At 61.7% G+C, this 19,392-nt stretch carries 16 protein-coding genes and 1 pseudogene; 7 read left to right on the top strand and 10 right to left on the bottom strand.

Annotated features, from left to right (window positions below; translation table 11 throughout):
- Window positions 1–3 precede the first annotated feature (3 nt).
- The 4 genes from ACLEJQ_RS05515 (at window position 4) to ACLEJQ_RS05500 (ending at window position 3,098) form a co-directional block, all read left to right on the top strand.
- Entirely contained in the window at window positions 4–537 is a 534-nt protein-coding gene (locus ACLEJQ_RS05515) for a hypothetical protein (protein ID WP_440792902.1), read from the top strand.
- A gap of 24 nt (window positions 538–561) precedes the next feature.
- Window positions 562–1,056 carry a hypothetical protein gene (locus ACLEJQ_RS05510; RefSeq protein WP_440792900.1) on the top strand — a complete coding sequence of 165 codons (495 nt, stop codon included), beginning with the start codon at window positions 562–564 and terminating at the stop codon, window positions 1,054–1,056.
- A 259-nt stretch (window positions 1,057–1,315) separates the two neighbouring features.
- The gene (locus tag ACLEJQ_RS05505; protein WP_440792899.1) at window positions 1,316–2,419 is read left to right on the top strand and encodes an NAD(P)/FAD-dependent oxidoreductase; all 1,104 of its coding nucleotides are present in this window, start codon (window positions 1,316–1,318) and stop codon (window positions 2,417–2,419) included.
- Between the two features lie 202 nt (window positions 2,420–2,621).
- Window positions 2,622–3,098, top strand: a complete 477-nt coding sequence (locus ACLEJQ_RS05500; RefSeq protein WP_440792897.1) for a hemerythrin domain-containing protein — start codon at window positions 2,622–2,624, stop codon at window positions 3,096–3,098.
- Between the two features lie 62 nt (window positions 3,099–3,160).
- Here ACLEJQ_RS05500 and ACLEJQ_RS05495 read toward each other — a convergent pair whose 3' ends face one another.
- From ACLEJQ_RS05495 to ACLEJQ_RS05465, 7 genes are all read right to left on the bottom strand, one after another.
- On the bottom strand, window positions 3,161–4,039 hold the full coding sequence (locus ACLEJQ_RS05495; protein ID WP_440792895.1) for a LysR family transcriptional regulator: 879 nt from the start codon (window positions 4,037–4,039) through the stop codon (window positions 3,161–3,163).
- 351 nt (window positions 4,040–4,390) lie between these two features.
- Entirely contained in the window at window positions 4,391–5,020 is a 630-nt protein-coding gene (ycaC, locus tag ACLEJQ_RS05490; protein WP_245144820.1) for an isochorismate family cysteine hydrolase YcaC, read from the bottom strand.
- A 141-nt stretch (window positions 5,021–5,161) separates the two neighbouring features.
- Window positions 5,162–7,000, bottom strand: coding sequence for an amidohydrolase (locus ACLEJQ_RS05485; protein ID WP_440792892.1), 1,839 nt, complete (start codon window positions 6,998–7,000; stop codon window positions 5,162–5,164).
- A gap of 157 nt (window positions 7,001–7,157) precedes the next feature.
- The gene (locus ACLEJQ_RS05480; RefSeq protein ID WP_440792890.1) at window positions 7,158–7,775 is read right to left on the bottom strand and encodes an antibiotic biosynthesis monooxygenase; all 618 of its coding nucleotides are present in this window, start codon (window positions 7,773–7,775) and stop codon (window positions 7,158–7,160) included.
- Complete coding sequence (locus ACLEJQ_RS05475) at window positions 7,768–8,181, bottom strand: DoxX family protein (protein ID WP_440792888.1); 414 nt, start codon at window positions 8,179–8,181, stop codon at window positions 7,768–7,770. Before ACLEJQ_RS05475 ends, ACLEJQ_RS05480 begins: the two co-directional genes overlap by 8 nt.
- Window positions 8,178–9,125: a LysR substrate-binding domain-containing protein gene (locus tag ACLEJQ_RS05470; RefSeq protein WP_440792887.1), complete on the bottom strand. Its 948-nt coding sequence runs from the start codon at window positions 9,123–9,125 to the stop codon at window positions 8,178–8,180. The genes ACLEJQ_RS05475 and ACLEJQ_RS05470 overlap by 4 nt, the downstream gene beginning before the upstream one ends.
- 179 nt (window positions 9,126–9,304) lie before the next feature.
- Window positions 9,305–10,126: an alpha/beta fold hydrolase gene (locus ACLEJQ_RS05465; protein WP_440792885.1), complete on the bottom strand. Its 822-nt coding sequence runs from the start codon at window positions 10,124–10,126 to the stop codon at window positions 9,305–9,307.
- Window positions 10,127–10,493: 367 nt separating this feature from the next.
- On the opposite strand from ACLEJQ_RS05465, the gene ACLEJQ_RS05460 reads away from it, so the two are divergent.
- Window positions 10,494–13,298, top strand: a complete 2,805-nt coding sequence (locus ACLEJQ_RS05460) for an ATP-binding protein (RefSeq protein WP_440792884.1) — start codon at window positions 10,494–10,496, stop codon at window positions 13,296–13,298.
- On the opposite strand, the gene ACLEJQ_RS05455 is transcribed toward ACLEJQ_RS05460, so the two are convergent.
- Both ACLEJQ_RS05455 and ACLEJQ_RS05450 read right to left on the bottom strand, forming a co-directional pair.
- Window positions 13,245–14,711, bottom strand: coding sequence for an ATP-binding protein (locus ACLEJQ_RS05455; protein WP_440792882.1), 1,467 nt, complete (start codon window positions 14,709–14,711; stop codon window positions 13,245–13,247). The genes ACLEJQ_RS05460 and ACLEJQ_RS05455 overlap by 54 nt on opposite strands.
- A 184-nt stretch (window positions 14,712–14,895) precedes the next feature.
- Entirely contained in the window at window positions 14,896–15,846 is a 951-nt protein-coding gene (locus ACLEJQ_RS05450; protein ID WP_440792881.1) for a GlxA family transcriptional regulator, read from the bottom strand.
- Between the two features lie 364 nt (window positions 15,847–16,210).
- Here ACLEJQ_RS05450 and ACLEJQ_RS05445 point away from each other — a divergent pair, with 364 nt between their 5' ends.
- The gene (locus ACLEJQ_RS05445; protein ID WP_440792879.1) at window positions 16,211–16,933 is read left to right on the top strand and encodes a pirin family protein; all 723 of its coding nucleotides are present in this window, start codon (window positions 16,211–16,213) and stop codon (window positions 16,931–16,933) included.
- Between the two features lie 52 nt (window positions 16,934–16,985).
- Here ACLEJQ_RS05445 and ACLEJQ_RS05440 read toward each other — a convergent pair whose 3' ends face one another.
- Window positions 16,986–18,029 (bottom strand): GlxA family transcriptional regulator, encoded by a 1,044-nt coding sequence (locus tag ACLEJQ_RS05440; protein WP_440792877.1) that lies wholly within the window; start codon window positions 18,027–18,029, stop codon window positions 16,986–16,988.
- Between the two features lie 277 nt (window positions 18,030–18,306).
- Between ACLEJQ_RS05440 and ACLEJQ_RS05435 the strand changes: the two are divergent.
- Window positions 18,307–19,389 (top strand): annotated as a pseudogene (locus ACLEJQ_RS05435) (HAMP domain-containing protein); the annotation flags it as partial.
- Window positions 19,390–19,392: the final 3 nt, after the last annotated feature.

Below are 19,392 nucleotides of genomic sequence, written 5' to 3'. Positions count from 1 at the left end.
CACATGAAGTATTCAGTAATTTTGCTAATCATGCCATTTTGCATAGCTTTGAAAGAGACTCATGCAACATCGTTTGGATACATGGGCGATGGAAATATCATTTCCATCGATGATAAACCAGCAATTTGCTTGCCCGATGATACGACGCAGACATTTCCTGTCGGTTGGATATCACTGTCAGAAAGCTACGTGCGGAACCCAGGCTCTTGGGGAGTCTCTTTGAAATCAGGCTTCAAGCCGTTAGAGTTGAAGCCTGGCGCCTGTGTCATATTCGATGCTGTGCCTGAAGGTTATGAGTTGGACGCCTATAAAATAAGAAGCTCCCCATTGACTCTCAAAGTCAATCACACCTACGTATTCGGCTTGAGTAATGCGTACAGCCCAACAGATACATATCGCGCGGTATTCTGTATTAGCCGAAGCGCCGACGGTACTGGAAAATTCATCCAGTACATCCGTATGCCGAACGGATCTGATTTTATTCCATCATGCGATGGTCGACGTAACGGCAATGCGCCACAGGTTTACGCTCCATGATTGACGGTCATCACTGGAACTGACATGAGAAGTTATTCGTTCATTTTGCTGGTGATTATTTTAGTAAGCTCGGGTAACGCCACACCGTGGGGTATACCGGGCGAAGCTGTTATCCGCTCGGAGAATGGAAAATTATTGATCTGTACACCTGTGCAGGCGTCACCATCTGTGAGCGTCAGAGCCCTATCAGTTTCGGAGCGTGCGCTGCACCATAATGGCCGCCTACTAATGTGGCAAGTTGTGCTGACTCCCGAAAACCCACCACTGTCATTAAAGTCTGGTGACTGCATTTCATACGGTGCATTACCCGCCGGGTATCGACAGTCTGCCCCGGAGAAACCCCTCAAAGTGGGCGAAACGTACTACGCAAGGATCGATGCCCTTATTGCTCACCCGCTCCGTCAGAGCGTCCTGTTCTACGACGCGATTTTTTGCGTGAAGGAAGATCACGGAAGGAAGGTCGAGTATCTGCAACACCAATATGAGCAGAGCGGTGCGGTTATAAAGCCAAGTTGTTAATTATCGAATAGGCGCAGGAGACTTAACGGAGCACGGGGAAAAGCACTTCCACGCCCACAGCCGGAAACCACACCATCAAGGAATGACCAAGACAGTCACTACACCGCGCGACGCGCTCCCTTTATAAAACCCAATGGCGTCCACGGACAGAAAAACTCTGGATCAATGTTGTCCTCCGTGAGAGAGCTCGTAACAACACCCACAGCCCGGCTATCCTGACCGGGTTGCTGGTCCACAGCGCAACGAGGAACCTCCACGCATGCATATCGAATGCGTAATAGCCGGCGCCGGTATCATCGGCCTTGCCATCGCCCGGGAAATGGCATTGGCCGGTCACGAAGTGCTGCTGATCGAAGCCGCCGGGGCCATCGGTACAGGCATCAGTTCGCGTAATTCCGAAGTCATTCATGCCGGTATCTATTACCCGCCGGGCAGTCTCAAGGCGCAGTTGTGTGTCGAGGGTCGGCGCCAGCTATATGCCTATTGCGAAAGTCGTGGAGTCAGCACCCGGCGGCTCGGCAAGCTGATCGTTGCTACGGATCAGTCCCAGGTAGCTGGGCTCGGGGCGTTGCTAGAACGCGGTCTGGTCAATGGCGTGGAAGACCTGCGTCTGCTCGACCAACAGCAGGCGCAAGCGCTGGAACCGGAGTTGGCGTGCGTCGCGGCGTTGTATTCGCCATCCACAGGGATTGTCGATTCCCATGCCCTGATGCTGGCCTTGCAGGGCGATGCCGAGGCCGCTGGCGCGACGGTGGCGTTTCACACGCCGCTGTTGCGTGCGTATGTCACCACGGATGGCTTCAGGCTGGAGCTGGGCGGTACGGCGCAGATGGGCTTGTCTTGTCGGCAACTGATCAATGCCAGCGGCCTGCAGGCCCCTGCCCTCGCCCGCCGCATCGACGGCCTGCCGCCGCAGTCAGTGCCGGACGATTGTCTATGCAAGGGTAACTATTTCAGCCTCAGCGGGCGGGCGCCGTTCCGACATCTGGTCTATCCCGCTCCGGAAGCTGCGGGTTTGGGCATCCATATGACCCTGGACCTGGGGGGCCAGGCGCGTTTCGGGCCGGATGTCGAATGGGTCGAGGAGCAGGACTACCGCGTGGACCCGACCCGGGCCGAAGCATTTTACCCAGCGATTCGCAAGTACTGGCCGGGCCTGCCGGACCGGAGCCTGCACGCTGACTACAGCGGTATCCGGCCAAAGATTTCGGCACCCGGCGAACCGGCCCGTGACTTTCTGATCAGCAGCGAGGCAGACCATGGCGTGCCGGGGTTGATCAACCTGTTTGGTATTGAGTCGCCAGGACTGACCTCGTGCCTGGCGATTGCCAGACGAGCTCGTCAGCTGTTGTACAGCGCCTAGCGTCCGTCGACAGCGCAAAGTGCATGGCTTTTTCGCTGCGCCCATTGCAGCCTGCACGATGGCAAAAATGGCGACAATCATAACCAACTGTTTTTAAAGGAATTTAAAAACCTCCACGGCTGGCATGGCTCATGCAATTTACCTGTTACGTGGCGTCGGCGCTTGAAGCCGGCCCGCATCCGTGAATTGCCAGGAGCTACTCATGAACGCCATCGACCTGCTGAAAGCCGACCACGAACGCGTCAAAGCCATTCTGACTCAACTGAGCGAATCCACCGAGCGCGCAGTCAAGAAACGCACTGACTTGTTGGCTAAACTCGAAATGGAAGTTTCCATTCACACCCGTCTGGAAGAAGAGATTCTGTACCCGGCCTTCAAAGAAGCTGGCGGTAAGGAACAGGCCGAAATGTACTACGAGGCAAAGGAAGAACACCGCACCGTCGATTCCCTGGTGCTGCCGGACCTCAAGACCACCGACCCGACTCAACCAGAGTTCGCCGGTCGTGTAAAAGTGGTCAAGGAACTGCTGGAGCACCACATCGAGGAAGAAGAGAAGGAAATGTTCCCTGAGGCGAAAAAGCTGCTGGGCAAGGCCAAGCTCGATGCCCTGGGTGAACAGATGGAAGCCATGAAAGCGCAGTACAAGAAAGAATTGAGCAGCGCTAATATCGCCGCCTGATCCAATCAAGCGCCGCGAACACGTCCAGCCGTCCCATGACGGCTGGATGTGTTCGCGGCGCTTTACTGCATCTGCTCGCGCAAGAACTCCACCAGGGCCTGCACCGGCCTTGAGCCTTGGCGATGTTGCGGGTACACCGCCGACAACGTCAGCGGCTCGGGCTCGAACCCCGCCAACACCTGGATCAACCGACCGTCCTTCAGCGCGTCGCCAAGGATGAACATCGGCAGGTAGGTCACGCCCATGCCGGCGATTGCCGCGTCCCTCAGGACATCGCCGTTGTTGGCGCGCATCCGTCCTGTGACCTCCAGGGTCAACGGTTTGCCGATGCCGCCGAAGCGCCACTGCACCTGACGACTGTGACCGTAGGGCAGGCAATCATGCTCGCGCAGCTCTTCGGGCCGTGTCGGGGTGCCGCGTTGCGCCAGGTAGGCCGGGCTGGCGCAGTACACCCGTTCGATGGTCGCGATGCGCCGGGCGATCAGGGTCGAGTCCTCCAACACGCCGATGCGCAGCGCCAGGTCGTAGCCCTCCCCCAGCAAATCCACCGGACGGTCACTCAGGTCGGCCTCGACGCTGACGCCGGGATGGCGTTGCAGAAACAGCGGCAACAGGCTGCCCAGGTGCGCCACGGCGAACGACAGCGGCGCACTGAGACGGATCGTGCCACGGGGCTCGCTGGTCTGGCCGCTGATGCCCTGCTCCACCTGTTCCAGCTCACCCAGCAGGCGCTGCGCCGACTCGTAATAACGCTGGCCCAGGGGCGTGACATCCAGGCGCCGCGTCGAGCGGTTGAGCAGACGCACACCCAGGCGCTGCTCCAGCTCCATGAGCCTGCGACTGACGAACTGCTTGGACAGCCCCAGCTTGTCCGCCGCCGCAGTGAAACTGCCCGACTCCATGACCTGGGCAAAGATGCGCATTTCTTCGAAGGGGTTCATTGGGGATCCGCGGGTGGACAGTCAGGGAATTCAACGGGGCATTGTGGGCGGCGCCAGGCAGATTGGGAAGTGTCGGTTCTGCCACCCTCATCGCGAGCAGGCACCACCCAGGGGCTGTGGCTGATCTCGAATTTCGGCTCCACACCAGCCCAATGTGGCGGGGGAGCTTGCTCCCGCTGGCCTGCAAAGCAGGCCCTGCATTTTTCCCAGACATATCGCGGAGCCAACTTAGCGGCTGCTGAGCAGCCGAGCGGGAGCAAGCTCCCTCGCCACAGGGTGTGTGGCTGGGCCGACTCCAGGCACAAAAAAACGCCCGCACAAAGCGGGCGTCGTCCAGCTACAACGCTCAGCTTACTTGGCAGTCAACGCCGAGTAGCTGTTCATCAGGTTGCGGTAGTTCGGAATGCGCTGGGACAGCAGGTTGCCCAGGCCTTCGATGTCGTTGCGCCAGTCGCGGTGCAGCTCACAGGCCACCGAGAACCAGTTCATCATCTGCGCGCCGGCAGCGGTCATGCGCACCCAGGCGGCTTGCTGCACGGTTTCGTTGAAGGTGCCGGAAGCATCGGTCACCACAAACACATCGAAACCTTCAGCCAGTGCCGACAAGGTCGGGAATGCCACGCAGACGTCAGTCACCACGCCAGCGATGATCAGTTGCTTGCGGCCAGTGGCCTTGATCGCCTTGACGAAGTCTTCGTTGTCCCAGGCATTGATCTGGCCTGGACGCGGGATGTACGGCGCGTCCGGGAACATCTCTTTGAGCTCCGGCACGATCGGGCCGTTAGGGCCTTTTTCGAAGCTGGTGGTCAGGATGGTCGGCAGTTCGAAGAACTTCGCCAAGTCGGCCAGGGCCAGGACGTTGTTCTTGAATTCGTTCGGCGAGAAATCCTGGACCAGGGAAATCAGGCCGGTCTGGTGATCGACCAGCAGGACGACCGCGTCATCTTTGTTCAGACGGTTGTAGGTAGGAACATTGCTCATGGGATGACTCCTTTGGATGGAAATATGGAACCTGTGGGAGCGAGCTTGCTCGCGATGGCGGAGTGTCAGGCGACAGCGATGCTGAATGTTCAACCGCTATCGCGAGCAGGCTCGCTCCCACAGGGGAAATGGATCAATCAGTCAGAACGCAAAGCACGAACAGCCGAACGCGCCCCAGAAGCCTTGGAAATCGCTGACCGGCACGTTCGACAGACGCGCGCGCTCATGGCTGTGGGAATGCACGGTGCACGGGCCGCTGCACTGGTGAACCTGGGCTTGCAACGGCGAGTTCGGGCGCCAGTGGCCTGGGACCTTGACCACCGGCGACCAGTCCGGCAGCACGGGGACGCTGGCCGGGCCGAGCTTTTCGAAGTCGCCGGCGGCGTACACCACTTTGCCGTCGACCACGGTCAGCACGGACTCGATCCACTTGATGGCTTCTTCCTCGACGCTGAAGAAGTCCGCACTCAGGGCGGCCAGGTCCGCCAGTTGGCCGACCTTGATCTGGCCTTTCTTGCCCTGCTCGGAGGAGAACCAGGCGCTGCCATGGGTGAACAGCTCCAGCGCAGTCAGGCGCGGCAGGCCTTCCTCGTGCAGCGACAAGCCGCCGACGGTGCGCCCGCTGACCATCCAGTACAGCGAGGTCCACGGGTTGTAGCTCGACACTCGGGTGGCGTCGGTGCCGGCGCCCACTGGCACGCCCTCGGCCAGCATGCGCTTGATCGGCGGCGTGGCTTCGGCAGCCTTGGCGCCGTAGCGGTCGACGAAGTACTCACCCTGGAACGCCATGCGGTCCTGGATCGCGATGCCGCCGCCCAGGGCCCGGACCCGCTCGATGTTCTTCGGCGTGATGGTCTCGGCATGGTCGAAGAACCATGGCAGGCCGTTGAACGGAATGTCGCGGTTGACCTTTTCGAATACATCGAGCATGCGGCTGATGGATTCGTCATAGGTGGCGTGCAAGCGGAACGGCCAGCGCTGCTCGACCAGGTGGCGCACGACCGGCTCCAGGTCCTGTTCCATGCCGGGCGGCAAGTCCGGGCGTGGTTCCAGGAAGTCTTCGAAGTCGGCGGCCGAGAACACCAGCATCTCGCCGGCACCGTTGTGCCGCAGGAAATCATCGCCCTGGTGCAACTTGACGCTGCCGGTCCAGTTCTTGAAGTCGCTGAGTTCTTCCTTGGGCTTCTGGGTGAACAGGTTGTAGGCGATGCGCACCGTCAACTGCTCTTCCCGAGCCAACTGCTCGATCACCGCGTAATCGTCCGGGTAGTTCTGGAAACCACCGCCGGCGTCGATGGCACTGGTCAGGCCCAGGCGGTTGAGTTCACGCATGAACTGGCGGGTGGAGTTGACCTGGTATTCCAGCGGCAGCTTCGGCCCCTTGGCGAGGGTCGAATACAGGATCATCGCGTTAGGCCGCGCCACCAGCATGCCGGTGGGCTCGCCCTTGCTGTCGCGCACGATCTCGCCGCCCGGCGGGTTCGGCGTGTCACGGGTGTAGCCAGCCACGCGCAGCGCGGCGCGGTTGAGCAAGGCGCGGTCATACAGGTGCAACACGAACACCGGGGTATCGGGCGCGGCCTGGTTGAGCTCTTCCAGGGTCGGCATGCGCTTCTCGGCGAACTGGAACTCGTTCCAGCCGCCCACCACGCGTACCCATTGTGGGGTCGGCGTGCGGTCGGCCTGGTCCTTGAGCATGCGCAAGGCATCGGCCAGGGACGGCACGCCTTCCCAGCGCAGTTCCAGGTTGTAGTTCAAGCCACCGCGGATCAGGTGCAGGTGCGAGTCGTTGAGCCCGGGGATGACGGTGCGGCCCTTGAGGTCGATGACCTGGGTGCCGCTGCCCCGCAAGGCCATGGCCTCGGCGTCGGTGCCCACTGCGACGAATTTGCCCTGGCTGATGGCGACGGCGCTGGCACGGGGTTTTTCCCGGTCGACCGTATGAAATTGGCCATTGAACAGAATCAGATCGGCGTTCATCGGATTTTCCTTCTATCAAAAATAATTACAGTCCGTGGCGAGGGAGCTTGCTCCCGCTGGGTGGCGCAGCCGCCCCAAAAAGCTCAGGGCCGCTTCGCGCCCCAGCGGGAGCAAGCTCCCTCGCCACAGCTAGCTCCCTCGTCACAACGGTGATCGCTTACGGTTTCAGCTGTTCGTGCGCCTTCGAGGCTTCCAACCACGGCGCGAACAACCGGGTCGCCAGCGGCATGCACACGTAACAGACCGAGAGCACGATGGTCACGGTGATCAGGAACGTGGCGACCACGTAGTTGGACAGGAAAGCGTTGAGTTGCAGGACCGGCCCCCAGATCAGCGGCACCAGCAAGGTGTGCGGCAAGATCACCAACAGCGTCACCACAGCCTGCTTCCAGCGCGGGGGAGGCGTGGAGGCATCTGCCAGCGGGGCGAACCAGAACTCCTTGTGGGATCCGACTTCAGTCTGGTCACCGTCGGCCAGCAATGGCGCGGCCTCGTCGACCAACTGCCGGCGCTCAGGCGAATCCAGCCAGCGTTGCATGGCCTCGGTGGAGCGGAAACGCAGCACACAGGTGAACAGTGACAGCCCACCCTGCTTGCCCCGGACCACATCCACGCCCAGATGACCTGGCCAACCGGCGGCCACGGTCACGGTGCGGCGCAACCAGGCTTCGTAGGCGGCGTCCTGACCGGCCTTGACCCGGTGCTTGACCACCAGGGTGACGATTTCATCGGCACCGGGCGTTGCACTGGTTTCGAGGGTTTGAGATTCAGACATGGCGAAGCACTCCAGCAAAACGCGTGTTGATCGCGAGGCGCCCAGGCCCGGCGATGAATACGCTGGTAAAAATAATCAGCAGCAGCCAGCCGAACTGCCCTTCTTCCAGGCTCCACTGCGGGTGAACCACCAGCAGCGCAACGGCCAGCAGAAACAGGATGGGCAGGCAGGCCAGGCGTACCAGGACGCCGGCCACGATCAGCAACGGGCAGAGCACCTCGGCGAAGATCGCCAGGATCAGGGTCGGCGCAGCACCGAGGTGAAACGGGTCTTCGATCCGGGTCAGCTCGACGCTGTAGTGCAACAGTTTCGGCAGTCCATGGACCCAGAGCAGGAACAGCGCGCCGCTCAAGCGCAGGAACAACAAGCCCAGGTCCTGCAACGGGCGTTCATCGGTGAGGTTCATCGGTGGTCTCCGACCGACGGCGTCGAAGCAGCCGCCGGCAACGGTTGGGACATATGGCTGGCGATGCGTGAGCGCAGCCAGCGTTCGGCGGGATCGTTGTCGTGCACCCCGCTCCAGACCATCGACAGCTCAGCCGCATTGATCTCGAACGGTGGATCCTCGGCGCGCAAGCCGCAGCCTTCCACCAGCGCGCAGGCCGCGTAGTCAGGCACGGTGGCGATCAGCTCGGTGCCGGCGAGCAAGGCGCGCAGGCCACTGAACTGCGGCACCGCGAGCACCACCTTGCGGGTCCGGCCGATACGCGCCAGGTCCAGGTCGATGTTGCCGCTCAAGTCGCCGGAGAACGACACCATGGCATGGGGCCGTTCGCAGTATTCGTCCAGGGTCAGCGGCCCTGGGCGCTTGTCGCCGCGCAGGACCTTGCAGGGAATGTCCCGCAGTTTCTTGCGCTTGGCATTGGCCGGCAGGTCGGTGGTGTAGCTGACGCCAACGCTGATTTCACCGCTGGCCAGCAGCGACGACATCAGCAGGAAATTGGCCCGGCGCACCACCACGATGATGCCCGGCGCTTCTTCGCGCAGTTGCATCAGCAGCGGCGGAAACAGGCCGAACTCGGCATCGTCGGACAGGCCGACGCGAAACACGTCGCAACTGGTGGACGGATCGAACGCCTTGGCCCGGCTGACCGCACCGGAAATGGTGTCCATGGCCGGTTGCAGTTCCTTGAGAATGGCCAGGGCTCGTGGAGTCGGCTCCATGCCTCGACCGTGGCGGATCAGCAGCGGGTCATCGAACAGATCCCGCAACCGCCCCAACGCCGCGCTCACCGCCGGCTGGCCCATGAACAGCTTCTCGGCGACGCGGGTCAGGTTTTTCTCGAACATCAACGCCTCGAAAATCACCAGCAGGTTCATGTCGAGACGGCGTAGATCGTTGCGATTCATGGGTTTTTGATCCTGTTGAATGACCAGGGATGGGTAAAATCTCTGTGGGAGCGAGCTTGCTCGCGAAGGCGTACCGACATTCAACATCCTTGTCGACTGACACTCCGCTTTCGCGAGCAAGCTCGCTTCCACCCCAGGTTTTGTGGCTTGCCCAAGCATCAGGGTCAGCCCCTCCCCCTTCAGCCCTGGATAAACGCCAGCAAATCAGCGTTCAGCCGGTCCTTGTGAGTATCGGTCAAGCCATGAGGCGCGCCGGGGTAGACCAGCAGCTGAGAGTTCTTGAGCAACCTGGCGGCAGCAATGCCGGCGGCTTCGATCGGCACCACCTGGTCATCGTCGCCATGGACCACCAGGGTCGGCACATCGATGTTGCGCAGGTCTTCGGTCAGGTCGGTCTCCGAAAATGCCTTGATGCAGTCATAGGTGTTCTTGTGGCCGGCGAGCATGCCCTGCATCCAGAACCAGTCGATCATGCCTTGGGAAACCTTGGCGCCTGGACGGTTGGCGCCGAAAAATGCACCGGCCACATCTTTGTATAGCTGAGAACGATCGGCGAGGGAGGCCTGGCGGAAGCCGTCGAACACTTCGATAGGCAGGCCGCCGGGGTTGGACGCGGTCCGCACCATCAACGGTGTCACCGCCGAGATCAGGCCGAGCTTGGCGACGCGCGCGGCGCCATGACGACCGATGTAGCGCGTCACTTCGCCACCGCCGGTGGAGAAGCCGAGCAGCACGGCATTCTTCAAGTCCAGGCGTTCGATCAGCTCGGCCAGGTCATCGGCGTAGGTGTCCATGTCGTTGCCGTCCCAAGGCTGACTGGAGCGCCCGTGCCCACGACGGTCATGAGCGATCACCCGATAGCCGTTGGATGCCAGGAACATCATCTGCGCTTCCCAGCTGTCCGAGTTCAACGGCCAGCCATGGCTGAACACCACCGGCTGCCCACTGCCCCAGTCCTTGTAGTAGATCTCGGTGCCATCGCGGGTGATGAAGGTGCTCATGACATGACTTCCTTGCGGTGATTGGGAGGTCTTCATGGTCCGGTCAGACGCGACAACGGCGTGAGTTAAACGTTGTTAATTTTTTTGGAAGCCGGGTGCTGAAACTGAGAGTGCCGAGGTTCTTTGTGGCGAGGGAGCTTGCTCCCGCTGGGTTGCGCAGCGACCCCAGATCGTCACCTCGCCGTGTCAGATTGATCAGCGGCAGGGTCCCAAGGGCCGCTTCGCAGCCCAGCCGGAGCAAGCTCCCTCGCCACGATTGCGCTCCGCAAAGCCCGCGCCAGACGCCTTCACCGTTGCGCTCAACGCAAAACCTGAGGAACATGCTCGGATAAAGCCCATGCACCGGGACAAGCACATTGAGAACACCATGAGCCAACCCCTCACCCTGCCCGTCGAACAGACGGTGCATTTCGGCCCTTATCAGGTCCATCCTCGCCAGCGCCTGGTACTGGAGGGCGGGCAACCGCTGCGCCTGGGACGGCGGGCGGTGGAGATTCTGCTGGTACTGCTCGAACACGCCGGAGAGGTGGTGAGTAAACAGCAGTTGATCGCCCGGGTCTGGCCCAGGAGTGTGGTAGAAGACACCAATCTGCGGGTGCATGTGGCCGCACTGCGCAAGGCATTGGGGGACGGTCAGGCCGGGCAACGCTACATCGTCACCGTGGCGCAACGCGGCTACAGTTTTGTCGCGCCAGTGTCTGCCGAGCCGCTCGCGCCATCGGTGGACATCGCACCATCGTCAGCGCCCCACAACCTGCCACTGCGGCGTACCCGGATGATCGGGCGCCAGGCGGTGGTGGAGAGTCTGGTGGAACAGCTGCCGCGCAAGCGCTTCATCACCCTGGTCGGGACCGGCGGCATCGGTAAGACCACTATCGCGCTGCGCGTCGCCGAACGACTGATCGAGCACTACCGCGACGGCACGTTTCTACTGGACCTGGCCTTGCTCAACGATCCAGCGATGATCGTCCCCGATCTGTGCACCCTGCTGAACCTGCCGCTGCCCGACCTTGATCAGCCGGACACCATCGCCCGCCAGCTCAAGGAACGGCATCTGCTGCTGGTGATCGACAACTGCGAGCACTTGATCGACGCCGTCGCCCAGCTTTGTGAAACCCTGCTGCGCGGCGCCCCGCACTTGCACATCCTGGCCACCAGCCGCGAAGGCCTGCGGGCCGAAGGCGAACACGTGCAGCGCGTGGACTCCCTGGCATTTCCACCCCGCGAAACGTCCATCGAAGGTTATCCGGCCCTGCAATATCCGGCACTGCAATTGTTTGCCGAACGTGCGATGGCCAGCCATGAAGACTTCGAACTGACCGACCTCGAAGTGCCATGGGTGGCGCAGATTTGCCAGCGGCTGGATGGGATCCCGCTGGCCATCGAGTTGGCCGCCGCGCAGGTAGGCCGTTTCGGGCTGGAGGAGCTGCATCGGCAATTGCAGGACAGCGTGGCCGTGCTACACAGCCACACCGACGTTGCTCCGCGCCAGCAGACCCTGCTTGCCACGCTCGACTGGAGCTTTGCACTGCTCACGGTGTGCGAGCAGATCTGCCTGCGCCGGCTGGCGGTGTTCATGGGCAGCTTCAACCTGGCATCGGCCGCAGCGGTGATCGTCGGTCCACACGTCGCGCCCGATCAGGTGCTGGTGTCCATCAGCCAGTTGGTCGCCAAGTCGTTGCTCAATGTCGAAGTCGGCGACGAAGAGGTGCGCTACCGCCTGCTGGACACTACCCGCAGTTATGCGTCGGAAAAACTGGCTGCAGCCGGTGAACTGGCGGCCAGCCAGGAACGCCACGCCGAGCGTTGCCTGGCGTTGATGGAGCAAGCCGAAAACGACTGGGAGCACACCCCTACGCCGTTGTGGATTGCGCGCTACGCCGCCTATCGCGACGACATCCGTGCCGCCCTCGACCGGGGACTGGCCCCCAACGGGTCGCATGAGGTGGCCGTTCGCCTGACGGCACGCACCCTGCCCCTGTGGCAAGAACTGTCGCTGGTCAAGGAACACGGTCTGTATGTCTCCAAGGCCCGGCAATTGCTGCGGGCCAGCCCGGCGCCATGCCCCAGGCTGAGCCTCGCCCTGGAGCTGGCCCACGCCAGTTTCAGCTACCACACCGAAGGCGGTACGCCGGCAACGATTCACGCTTTTGTCGCCGCCCGGCAACTGGCCCGGCATTGTCAGAACCGCGCCGGCGAACTGCGCGCAGTGTCGGGGCACATGGCGGTCAATCTCAGTTGCGGGAACTATCGACAAGCACTGGAGCAGAGCCAGGATTTCGACCGACTCGGCACCCAGGGCGACCCGGTACTGTCCTTGAGTGCCCAACGCCTGCGGGTGCTGGCGCTGCATTTTGCCGGCGCCCAGGGCGCGGCTCGACAAGAGGCCGAACAGGTCATCCAGCGCCTGGCCCAGAACGGCCATCTGAGCCGTTTCACCCACGGTTTCGGTGTGCAATACGACCAGAGCGTGGCCTCGCTGACGACCCTGGCGCGCATCCTCTGGCTGCAAGGCTTCGCTGAAAGAGCCCGACGGGCAGCCGACCTCGCGCTGCAGATCGCCTTGCAGATCAACCATGGCACTTCAATCTGCTACACCCTGGCGTTGGCCGGCTGCGTGATTGCGCACTACAACGGCGATCACGGCACGGCTCGAGAGCGGCTGGAGATGTTGCAATACCAGGCCACCAAACACTCGGTGATCCTGTTCCATAACTGGGCCCGCTATTACGACAGCGCATTGAACGGCGGCCCCCTGGAAGCCAATCCGGTCAATGGGTTGATCCAGGATATCGTCGTGACCCTGCGCACCGATCTGGTCAACGACGCGCAAGTCGAACGCGCCCGCAGTGGCGCCGCCGGCTGGTGCACTGCAGAAATCCTGCGGGCCGGCGCCGAAACCCTGTTGGCCTCGAATGACCCGTGCATTGATGGTCATGCGCAAGAGCAACTGATAGCAGCCCTTGCGATAGCCCGCGAGCAAGCGGCACAGGCTTGGGAACTGCGCTGCGCCATGTCCCTGGCGCGACTATGGCAACGCCAGGGCCGCGAATCGGCCGCGCAACAGTTGCTCGAACCGGTCTATCGCCGCTTCACCGAAGGCTTCGACACCCCCGATCTAGTGCAGGCCGACGCGCTGCTCCAGGCGCTGTCCGGACACAGCGGGGTTTGAATGAACCGGCGTCCAGGCGTCCTGCAGGACGTAGCGACGATGATACGAATGCCAATGTCCGCTGCTGCGCAGCTTTTCCAGTGCATAGGCCCGGGTGGTATGAAGCCAGCGAAAACGCACCCCGCTGGCGCACTGTTCGACCATCAGCAACGACTGGCTCGCCAATCGCGACAGCAGCCATGGCAACTGCTCGGCATCCAGCTCCGGACTGCTGACCACTGCCTTCGCCGCCTTAACTGTAAAGGGTCGATCGAATACTGCCAGGCGCTGGAACAGCACCTGCTCACTGGCAGCCAGACGCTCGAAGCTCCAATCCAGCAACGCCTTCAGGCTCCGGTGACGGGGCACCGCGGTGCGCCGGCCGTGACTGAGCAGTGACAACCCGTAATCCAATTGTTCCAGCACTCCGGCCACGCCCAGGACGCTGACTTGGGCGGCCGCCAGTTCCAAGGCCAGGGGCAAGCCGTCCAGGCGCTGGCAAATCTGCGCAATCGTCACCAGCTCGCGGTCGCTGGGTTTGAAGCCTTGTTGTCGCGCCCCGACCCGCTCGATCAGCAACTGCACCGCCGGACATGCCAATAGCTGATGCTCTGGCTCAAGGGGTGAGGCCAACGTCAGGCCTGGCAGTTGCACGACATGTTCATCGGTAAGGCTCAGCGCTTCGCGGCTGCTCAACAACAACGACACACCCGGTGCCGCTGCTCGCAACGCCAGGGCCAGTTCACGACAGGCGTCGAGCAGGTGCTCGCAACCGTCGAGTACCAACAGCATCCGGCGCGCCTTGAGTTTCCGGATCAAGGCGTCGGACTCCAGGCCCAATATGCAGGCTATCCGGGCGCGCACCTGTAGAGGATCGGAGAAGGCCGTCAGATCGACAAACCAGGCACCGTCCTCAAAGTACTCCAGCAAAAGCTCCGCCACTCGCAGCACCACGGTGGACTTGCCGACCCCGCCCGGGCCGGTCACGGTGGTCAAGCCTTGGCGTGGCACCTCGGCGAGCAGCCGGCCCAACGCTTTGTCGCGGCCGATCACCGGGCTCAGCCGTGCGGGCAGGTTGTGTTTTTCGATGGGTGCCGTGCAAGCCAGCGGTGCGACAAAGCAATAGCCTTGTCGGGGATCATTGAGGATGTACCGGCAACCGTCGCGTCCATCACCGAAGGCCCGGCGCAGCGCCGCGATGTGCACCCGCAGGTTGATGTCCTCGACGACACTGTCCGGCCAGACCCGGGTGATCAGCGCTTGTTTACTGACATAACTCCCGGCGTGTTCCACCAGCACCTGCAGAATGTCCAGCGCCCGCCCGCCCAATGCGAGGGGGTCACCATCACGAGTGACCAGCCGCTGCTGCCGGTAGAAGGCAAACGGGCCGAAGCCCACCGCCGGTTCTGTGTCGGGTTTGACGAAACTGTTCATCAGCGATTCAGTGCCGGATAACCGGTGGTGGCATGACGTCGCGGACCATCGAACGCGTCTGCCCCGGCTCCTGCGCATCCTTTCCAGAGGGTTCGCCGTTATCTTGGCAGCCCATGATCGGAGAACAATGCTGGCACAGGGCGCAGCACGGACATCACGGTGCCCTGGACGGACACATCAGCACTCAGCTGAATTGCTGGCGGTACTGCACCGGGGTCAGGCCGAGCTTTTCCGTGAACAGTGTGCGCATGTGCCGGACGCTGCCGAAACCGCTGCGAAACGCTACGGTCTTGAGGGGCAGGTCGCTGCTTTCCAGCAACTGCCGGGCCCGGTCGATGCGCGCCCCTTGCAGGAACTCCATCGGCGTCATCTTCACCTCGCGGGTGAACAATCGGGCGAAATGCCGCGAACTCATGGACGCGAGTGCAGCCATGCGCTCGATGGTGAAGGGTTCTTCCAGATGGTCCAACACATGATTCTGCACTCGGGTGATAGCCGACTCCTGGGCACCCACCGCTGCCACCAGAGGACTGAACTGAGCCTGCCCGCCCTGGCGCTTCATCACCACCAGCAACACCTTGGCGACATCCAGCGCCACACGGCGACCATGATCCTGGGCGACGATGGACAAGGCCAGGTCGATGCCGGCAGTGACGCCGCCCGACGTGATCAGGCGGCGGTCCTGCAGGTAGATCTTGTCGGTTTCGACCAGAGCCTTAGGGAAACGCCGGATCAGTCGCTCGGTGTAGTGCCAGTGGGTGGTGACACGATAGCCATCAAGCAGCCCGGCCTCCCCCAGCACAAAAGCCCCGGTGCAGATGGAACCGTAGCGCGTCGCGCGTTGCGCGGCGGCCCGCAGCCAGGTGTGCAGCCCCGGATGCCGGTCGTTATAGGCCCCCGGCCCGCCCGGGACCAGCAACACATCGTAGGCCGCCCAGGCCTGGTCGATATGGATGTCGGCCTGCACTGCCACGCCGTTGGACGCCCGCAATGCCCCACGCTCGGTGCCTAAAGTCAGCAATTTATAATGTTGGTTCGCCTCGAGGTATCGATTGGCGATGGAAAACACCTCCAGAGGCCCTGCCATGTCGAGCAGCAGAAAATCGGGGAACAGCACCATTGCAACGGTTTTCATGGGTAAAACGCCAGAATCCAGGGAAATGCGGCCTGAGATCCGCCATATCGAGCTTGAAATGCCTCCTGTGGGAGCGAGCTTGCTCGCGATGGCGTAGTGTCAGCGGCATTCAGGCTAGCTGAACCGCCACTATCGCGAGCAAGCTCGCTCCCACAGGGTTTCATGATTTAGCCGAGGGATCAGGCAAGCACCCTCGCATTATGTCGAAGCAAAGCACCACCGGGTAGACTTCATCAATTGTCCACCCATACCGGACAGTCTTTCATTTTTCACCCGCTTATTGCTCAATTCGATAACCATTAACCTTCTTCTGAACCCGGCGAAAGGCCCCGGCCGCCGCCCACTGACCTCAGGAGAATTCATCATGCTGACCCTTCGTAAAGCTTCGGATCGCGGTATCGCCCGTCACGGCTGGCTGACCTCGTTCCACACGTTTTCCTTCGCCAGCTACCGCAACGTCAACGAGCAAGGCTTCTCTGATCTCCTGGTGATCAACGACGACCGGGTCGCCGCTGGCAAAGGCTTCGGCCAGCACCCGCACCGCGACATGGAGATTTTTTCCTACGTGCTCGAAGGCGCCCTGGAGCACAAGGACACCCTGGGCACCGGTTCGGTCATCCGTCCCGGCGACGTACAGCTGATGAGCGCCGGCAGCGGCGTGGCCCACAGTGAGTTCAACCACAGCGCGGACGAGCCGGTGCATTTCCTGCAAATCTGGATCGTGCCGAACGCGGTGGGGGCTACACCGCGCTACCAGCAACAGCATTTCAGTGCCGAGCAGAAACGCGGTCGCTTGCAGCTGATCATCTCCCCGGACGGCGCCGACGGCTCACTGCACGTGCGCCAGGATGCACGGGTCTATGCCGGCCTGTTCGACGGCGAGCAAAGCGCCACCCTGACCCTGGCAGCAGATCGCTATGCCTACGTGCATGTGGCTCGGGGCAGCGTTGAGCTCAACGGTGTGCCGCTCAAGGAAGGGGATGGCGTACGGGTGCGTGCGGAGCAGGTGCTGACCTTGGGCAACGGCCAGGACGCCGAGGTATTGGTATTCGATCTGCGACCGCAAGAACTGCCGCAAATGCCGTGAGGCCTGATGGAAGCGTCGAGCATGGTGAACGAAGGAACACGTTCACCATGCTCTAGCGCAAGGCTTGCTTGCGCGCCGCTGCCGAACGATAACTGCCCGGCGGTACGCCGAAGAAATCGCGGAAGCGGCGCTGAAAGTGCGGCGAACTGACGAAACCGGTCGCCACGGCGATTTCCGTCACGGACCGATTGGTCTGCTGGATGAGCTGACGTGCGCGGGTCAGGCGCAGTTCCAGGTAATAGCGGGTCGGCGTCGCACCGAGAAAGCTACAGAAACGGCGCTCCAACTGGCGCTTGGAAATTTTCACGCACGCCGCCAGTTCATCGATCGTCAACGGCTCTTCGACGTTTTGCCACATCAATTCCAAGGCCAGCTTGAGGCTTTCCGGCAGCGTCGGGTCCGTCTCGACGAACACCGGCGGCAGGTCCGTCGCGTCATCGCCCGACTCGTCGCAGCGCAGGATCTCCTCGATCGCGCCCACCAGCGCCTGGCCGCCGGTCTTGCTGATCAACTGCAGCATCATGCGCAGCGAGCTGTTCGCGCCTGCACAGCTGACTCGCTCTCGATCCACCACATACGCCCGATTGGAGACTTTCACATGGGGAAAGACCTCGGCCATCATGGCGCGGCTTTCCGGATGGACGGCGCACTCATAGCCATCCAGCAGATTGGCATCGGCGACGAAGAATACCCCGTTCCACAGCCCACCCAGGATGGCCCCGGACGTCGCATTGGCGCGCAGCTTGCGGCGCAGCGTGGCGATGCCCTGCAACTTCACCCGGAACCCGCCGGCCACGATCAGCACGTCGAGGTTTTCCGGTAACTGCGCCAATTCGTTGTCGGTTGAAATGACAATCCCCAGGTCGCTCGTCACCTGTGGGCCCGAAGCCCCCACCGTCAGCACTTCATACAGGGGCGAGTCGCTCATCAGGTTGGCGGTTACCAGCGCGTCCACCGCGCCGGTGAAAGACATCATCGAGAAATTGTCCATCAAGACGAACGCGACACGCGTCGGCGCCTGGCCCGCAGCGGCCTTGCCCTGCGGTTGATAAGCCATGTTCTTGTTTTTGAGTACGCTCTCGAATGCGCTTGGCATAGGGCCTCGTTGCTCCATTAAAACCGTCAGAACTCACCTGCCTGGCGTCTTCGCGAGAAGCACAAGCAGCTGTCCACCCGTTTTGCGACGCTGGCGATAACCGCTGCGCCACATCACTCGTCCAACGTCCTCGCGGCGCCGAACGGGCTCAAGTGGCAAACGCGTCAGTCGATATGCTGAGAGTAAGCATGGGCGCTACCTCTCGTTCCAGCATTTGCGACGCTCACCGCTACTGTTTCCGCCGTCCCAACATTAATAAATACCTGCGGGAGTTTTCATGAACATCAAACAGAAGCTGACATGGGCGTTCGCGACCATTGCCTGCCTGCCCGTTGTCCTGGTCGCGGTGCTCGTCGTGCTGAACCTGCGCGAGGCGGCGAAAACCAATTTCCTTGACAGCAGCGGTCGTGAAATCCGGCAGATCGACAACGGCATGAAGACATTCTTCGACGGCATCAGCCAGAACGTTGAATTCTTCGCCAAGGATCCGCGGATCGTCGGCGCCAAGGATCTGAAGAACTATTCCGGTGCCGACGCCGCACAAATTCCCCTGACGGAGACCAACAAGCAGTTGCTGGATATCTTCGACAGATTCGCCAAGAGCCACCCTACTACCGCCTATCTTTCCGTGGGACTGGCCGATGGTGGTTATGCCAGCTGGCCTGACGACCCGAAGATTTCCAACTACGATCCGCGTGTTCGCCCCTGGTACAAGGCCGCCATTGCCGCGCCGGGCACCACCGTGCGCACGGATGCTTACTACTGGGCACCGGATGATGTGTCCTTGATCGGCATCGTGCACACCATCGCCGATGCCAGCGGCAAGCTGGTAGGTGTCGTCGGCCTGGACGTATCGCTCAAGCAACTGACCGAGCTGGTCAAGAACATCAAGCTGGGCGACAGCGGTTACCTGATGCTGGTTGAAGCCAGTGGCAACGTGTTGGTCGACCCCAGCGACGCCAAGCACAATTTCAAGCCCCTGGCCGACCTTGGCCCCAACTATGCCGAACTGGCCAAAAGCAAGGACGGCGTGACCCAGATCGAAATCGATGGCGTGCCGTACATGGCCAACGTGGTCAGTTCCAAGGACCTGGGCTGGCGCTTTATTGGCTTGATCAAACGTGACGAAGTGATGGCCGAGGCCTCGAGCCTGACCTGGCTGATCGCAGCCATTGCCGCAGTGCTGGCGGCGGTGTTCGCCATTGTCGGCGCCAGTTTCGCCAGCGTGATCGTGCGCCCGATCCGCGGTGTGGCGAGCGGTCTGCAAGAGATCGCCGAAGGTGAAGGTGACCTCACCCGCCAACTCGCGGTGCAGGGCAAGGACGAAACCGCCACCCTGGCCAGTTGGTTCAACCAGTTCCTG

This window comes from Pseudomonas sp. SMV71, from assembly GCF_052042015.1.
Lineage (GTDB): Bacteria > Pseudomonadota > Gammaproteobacteria > Pseudomonadales > Pseudomonadaceae > Aquipseudomonas.
The sequence above is the reverse complement of the archived record's forward strand: the minus strand, read 5'-3'. Positions and strand labels throughout refer to the sequence as shown.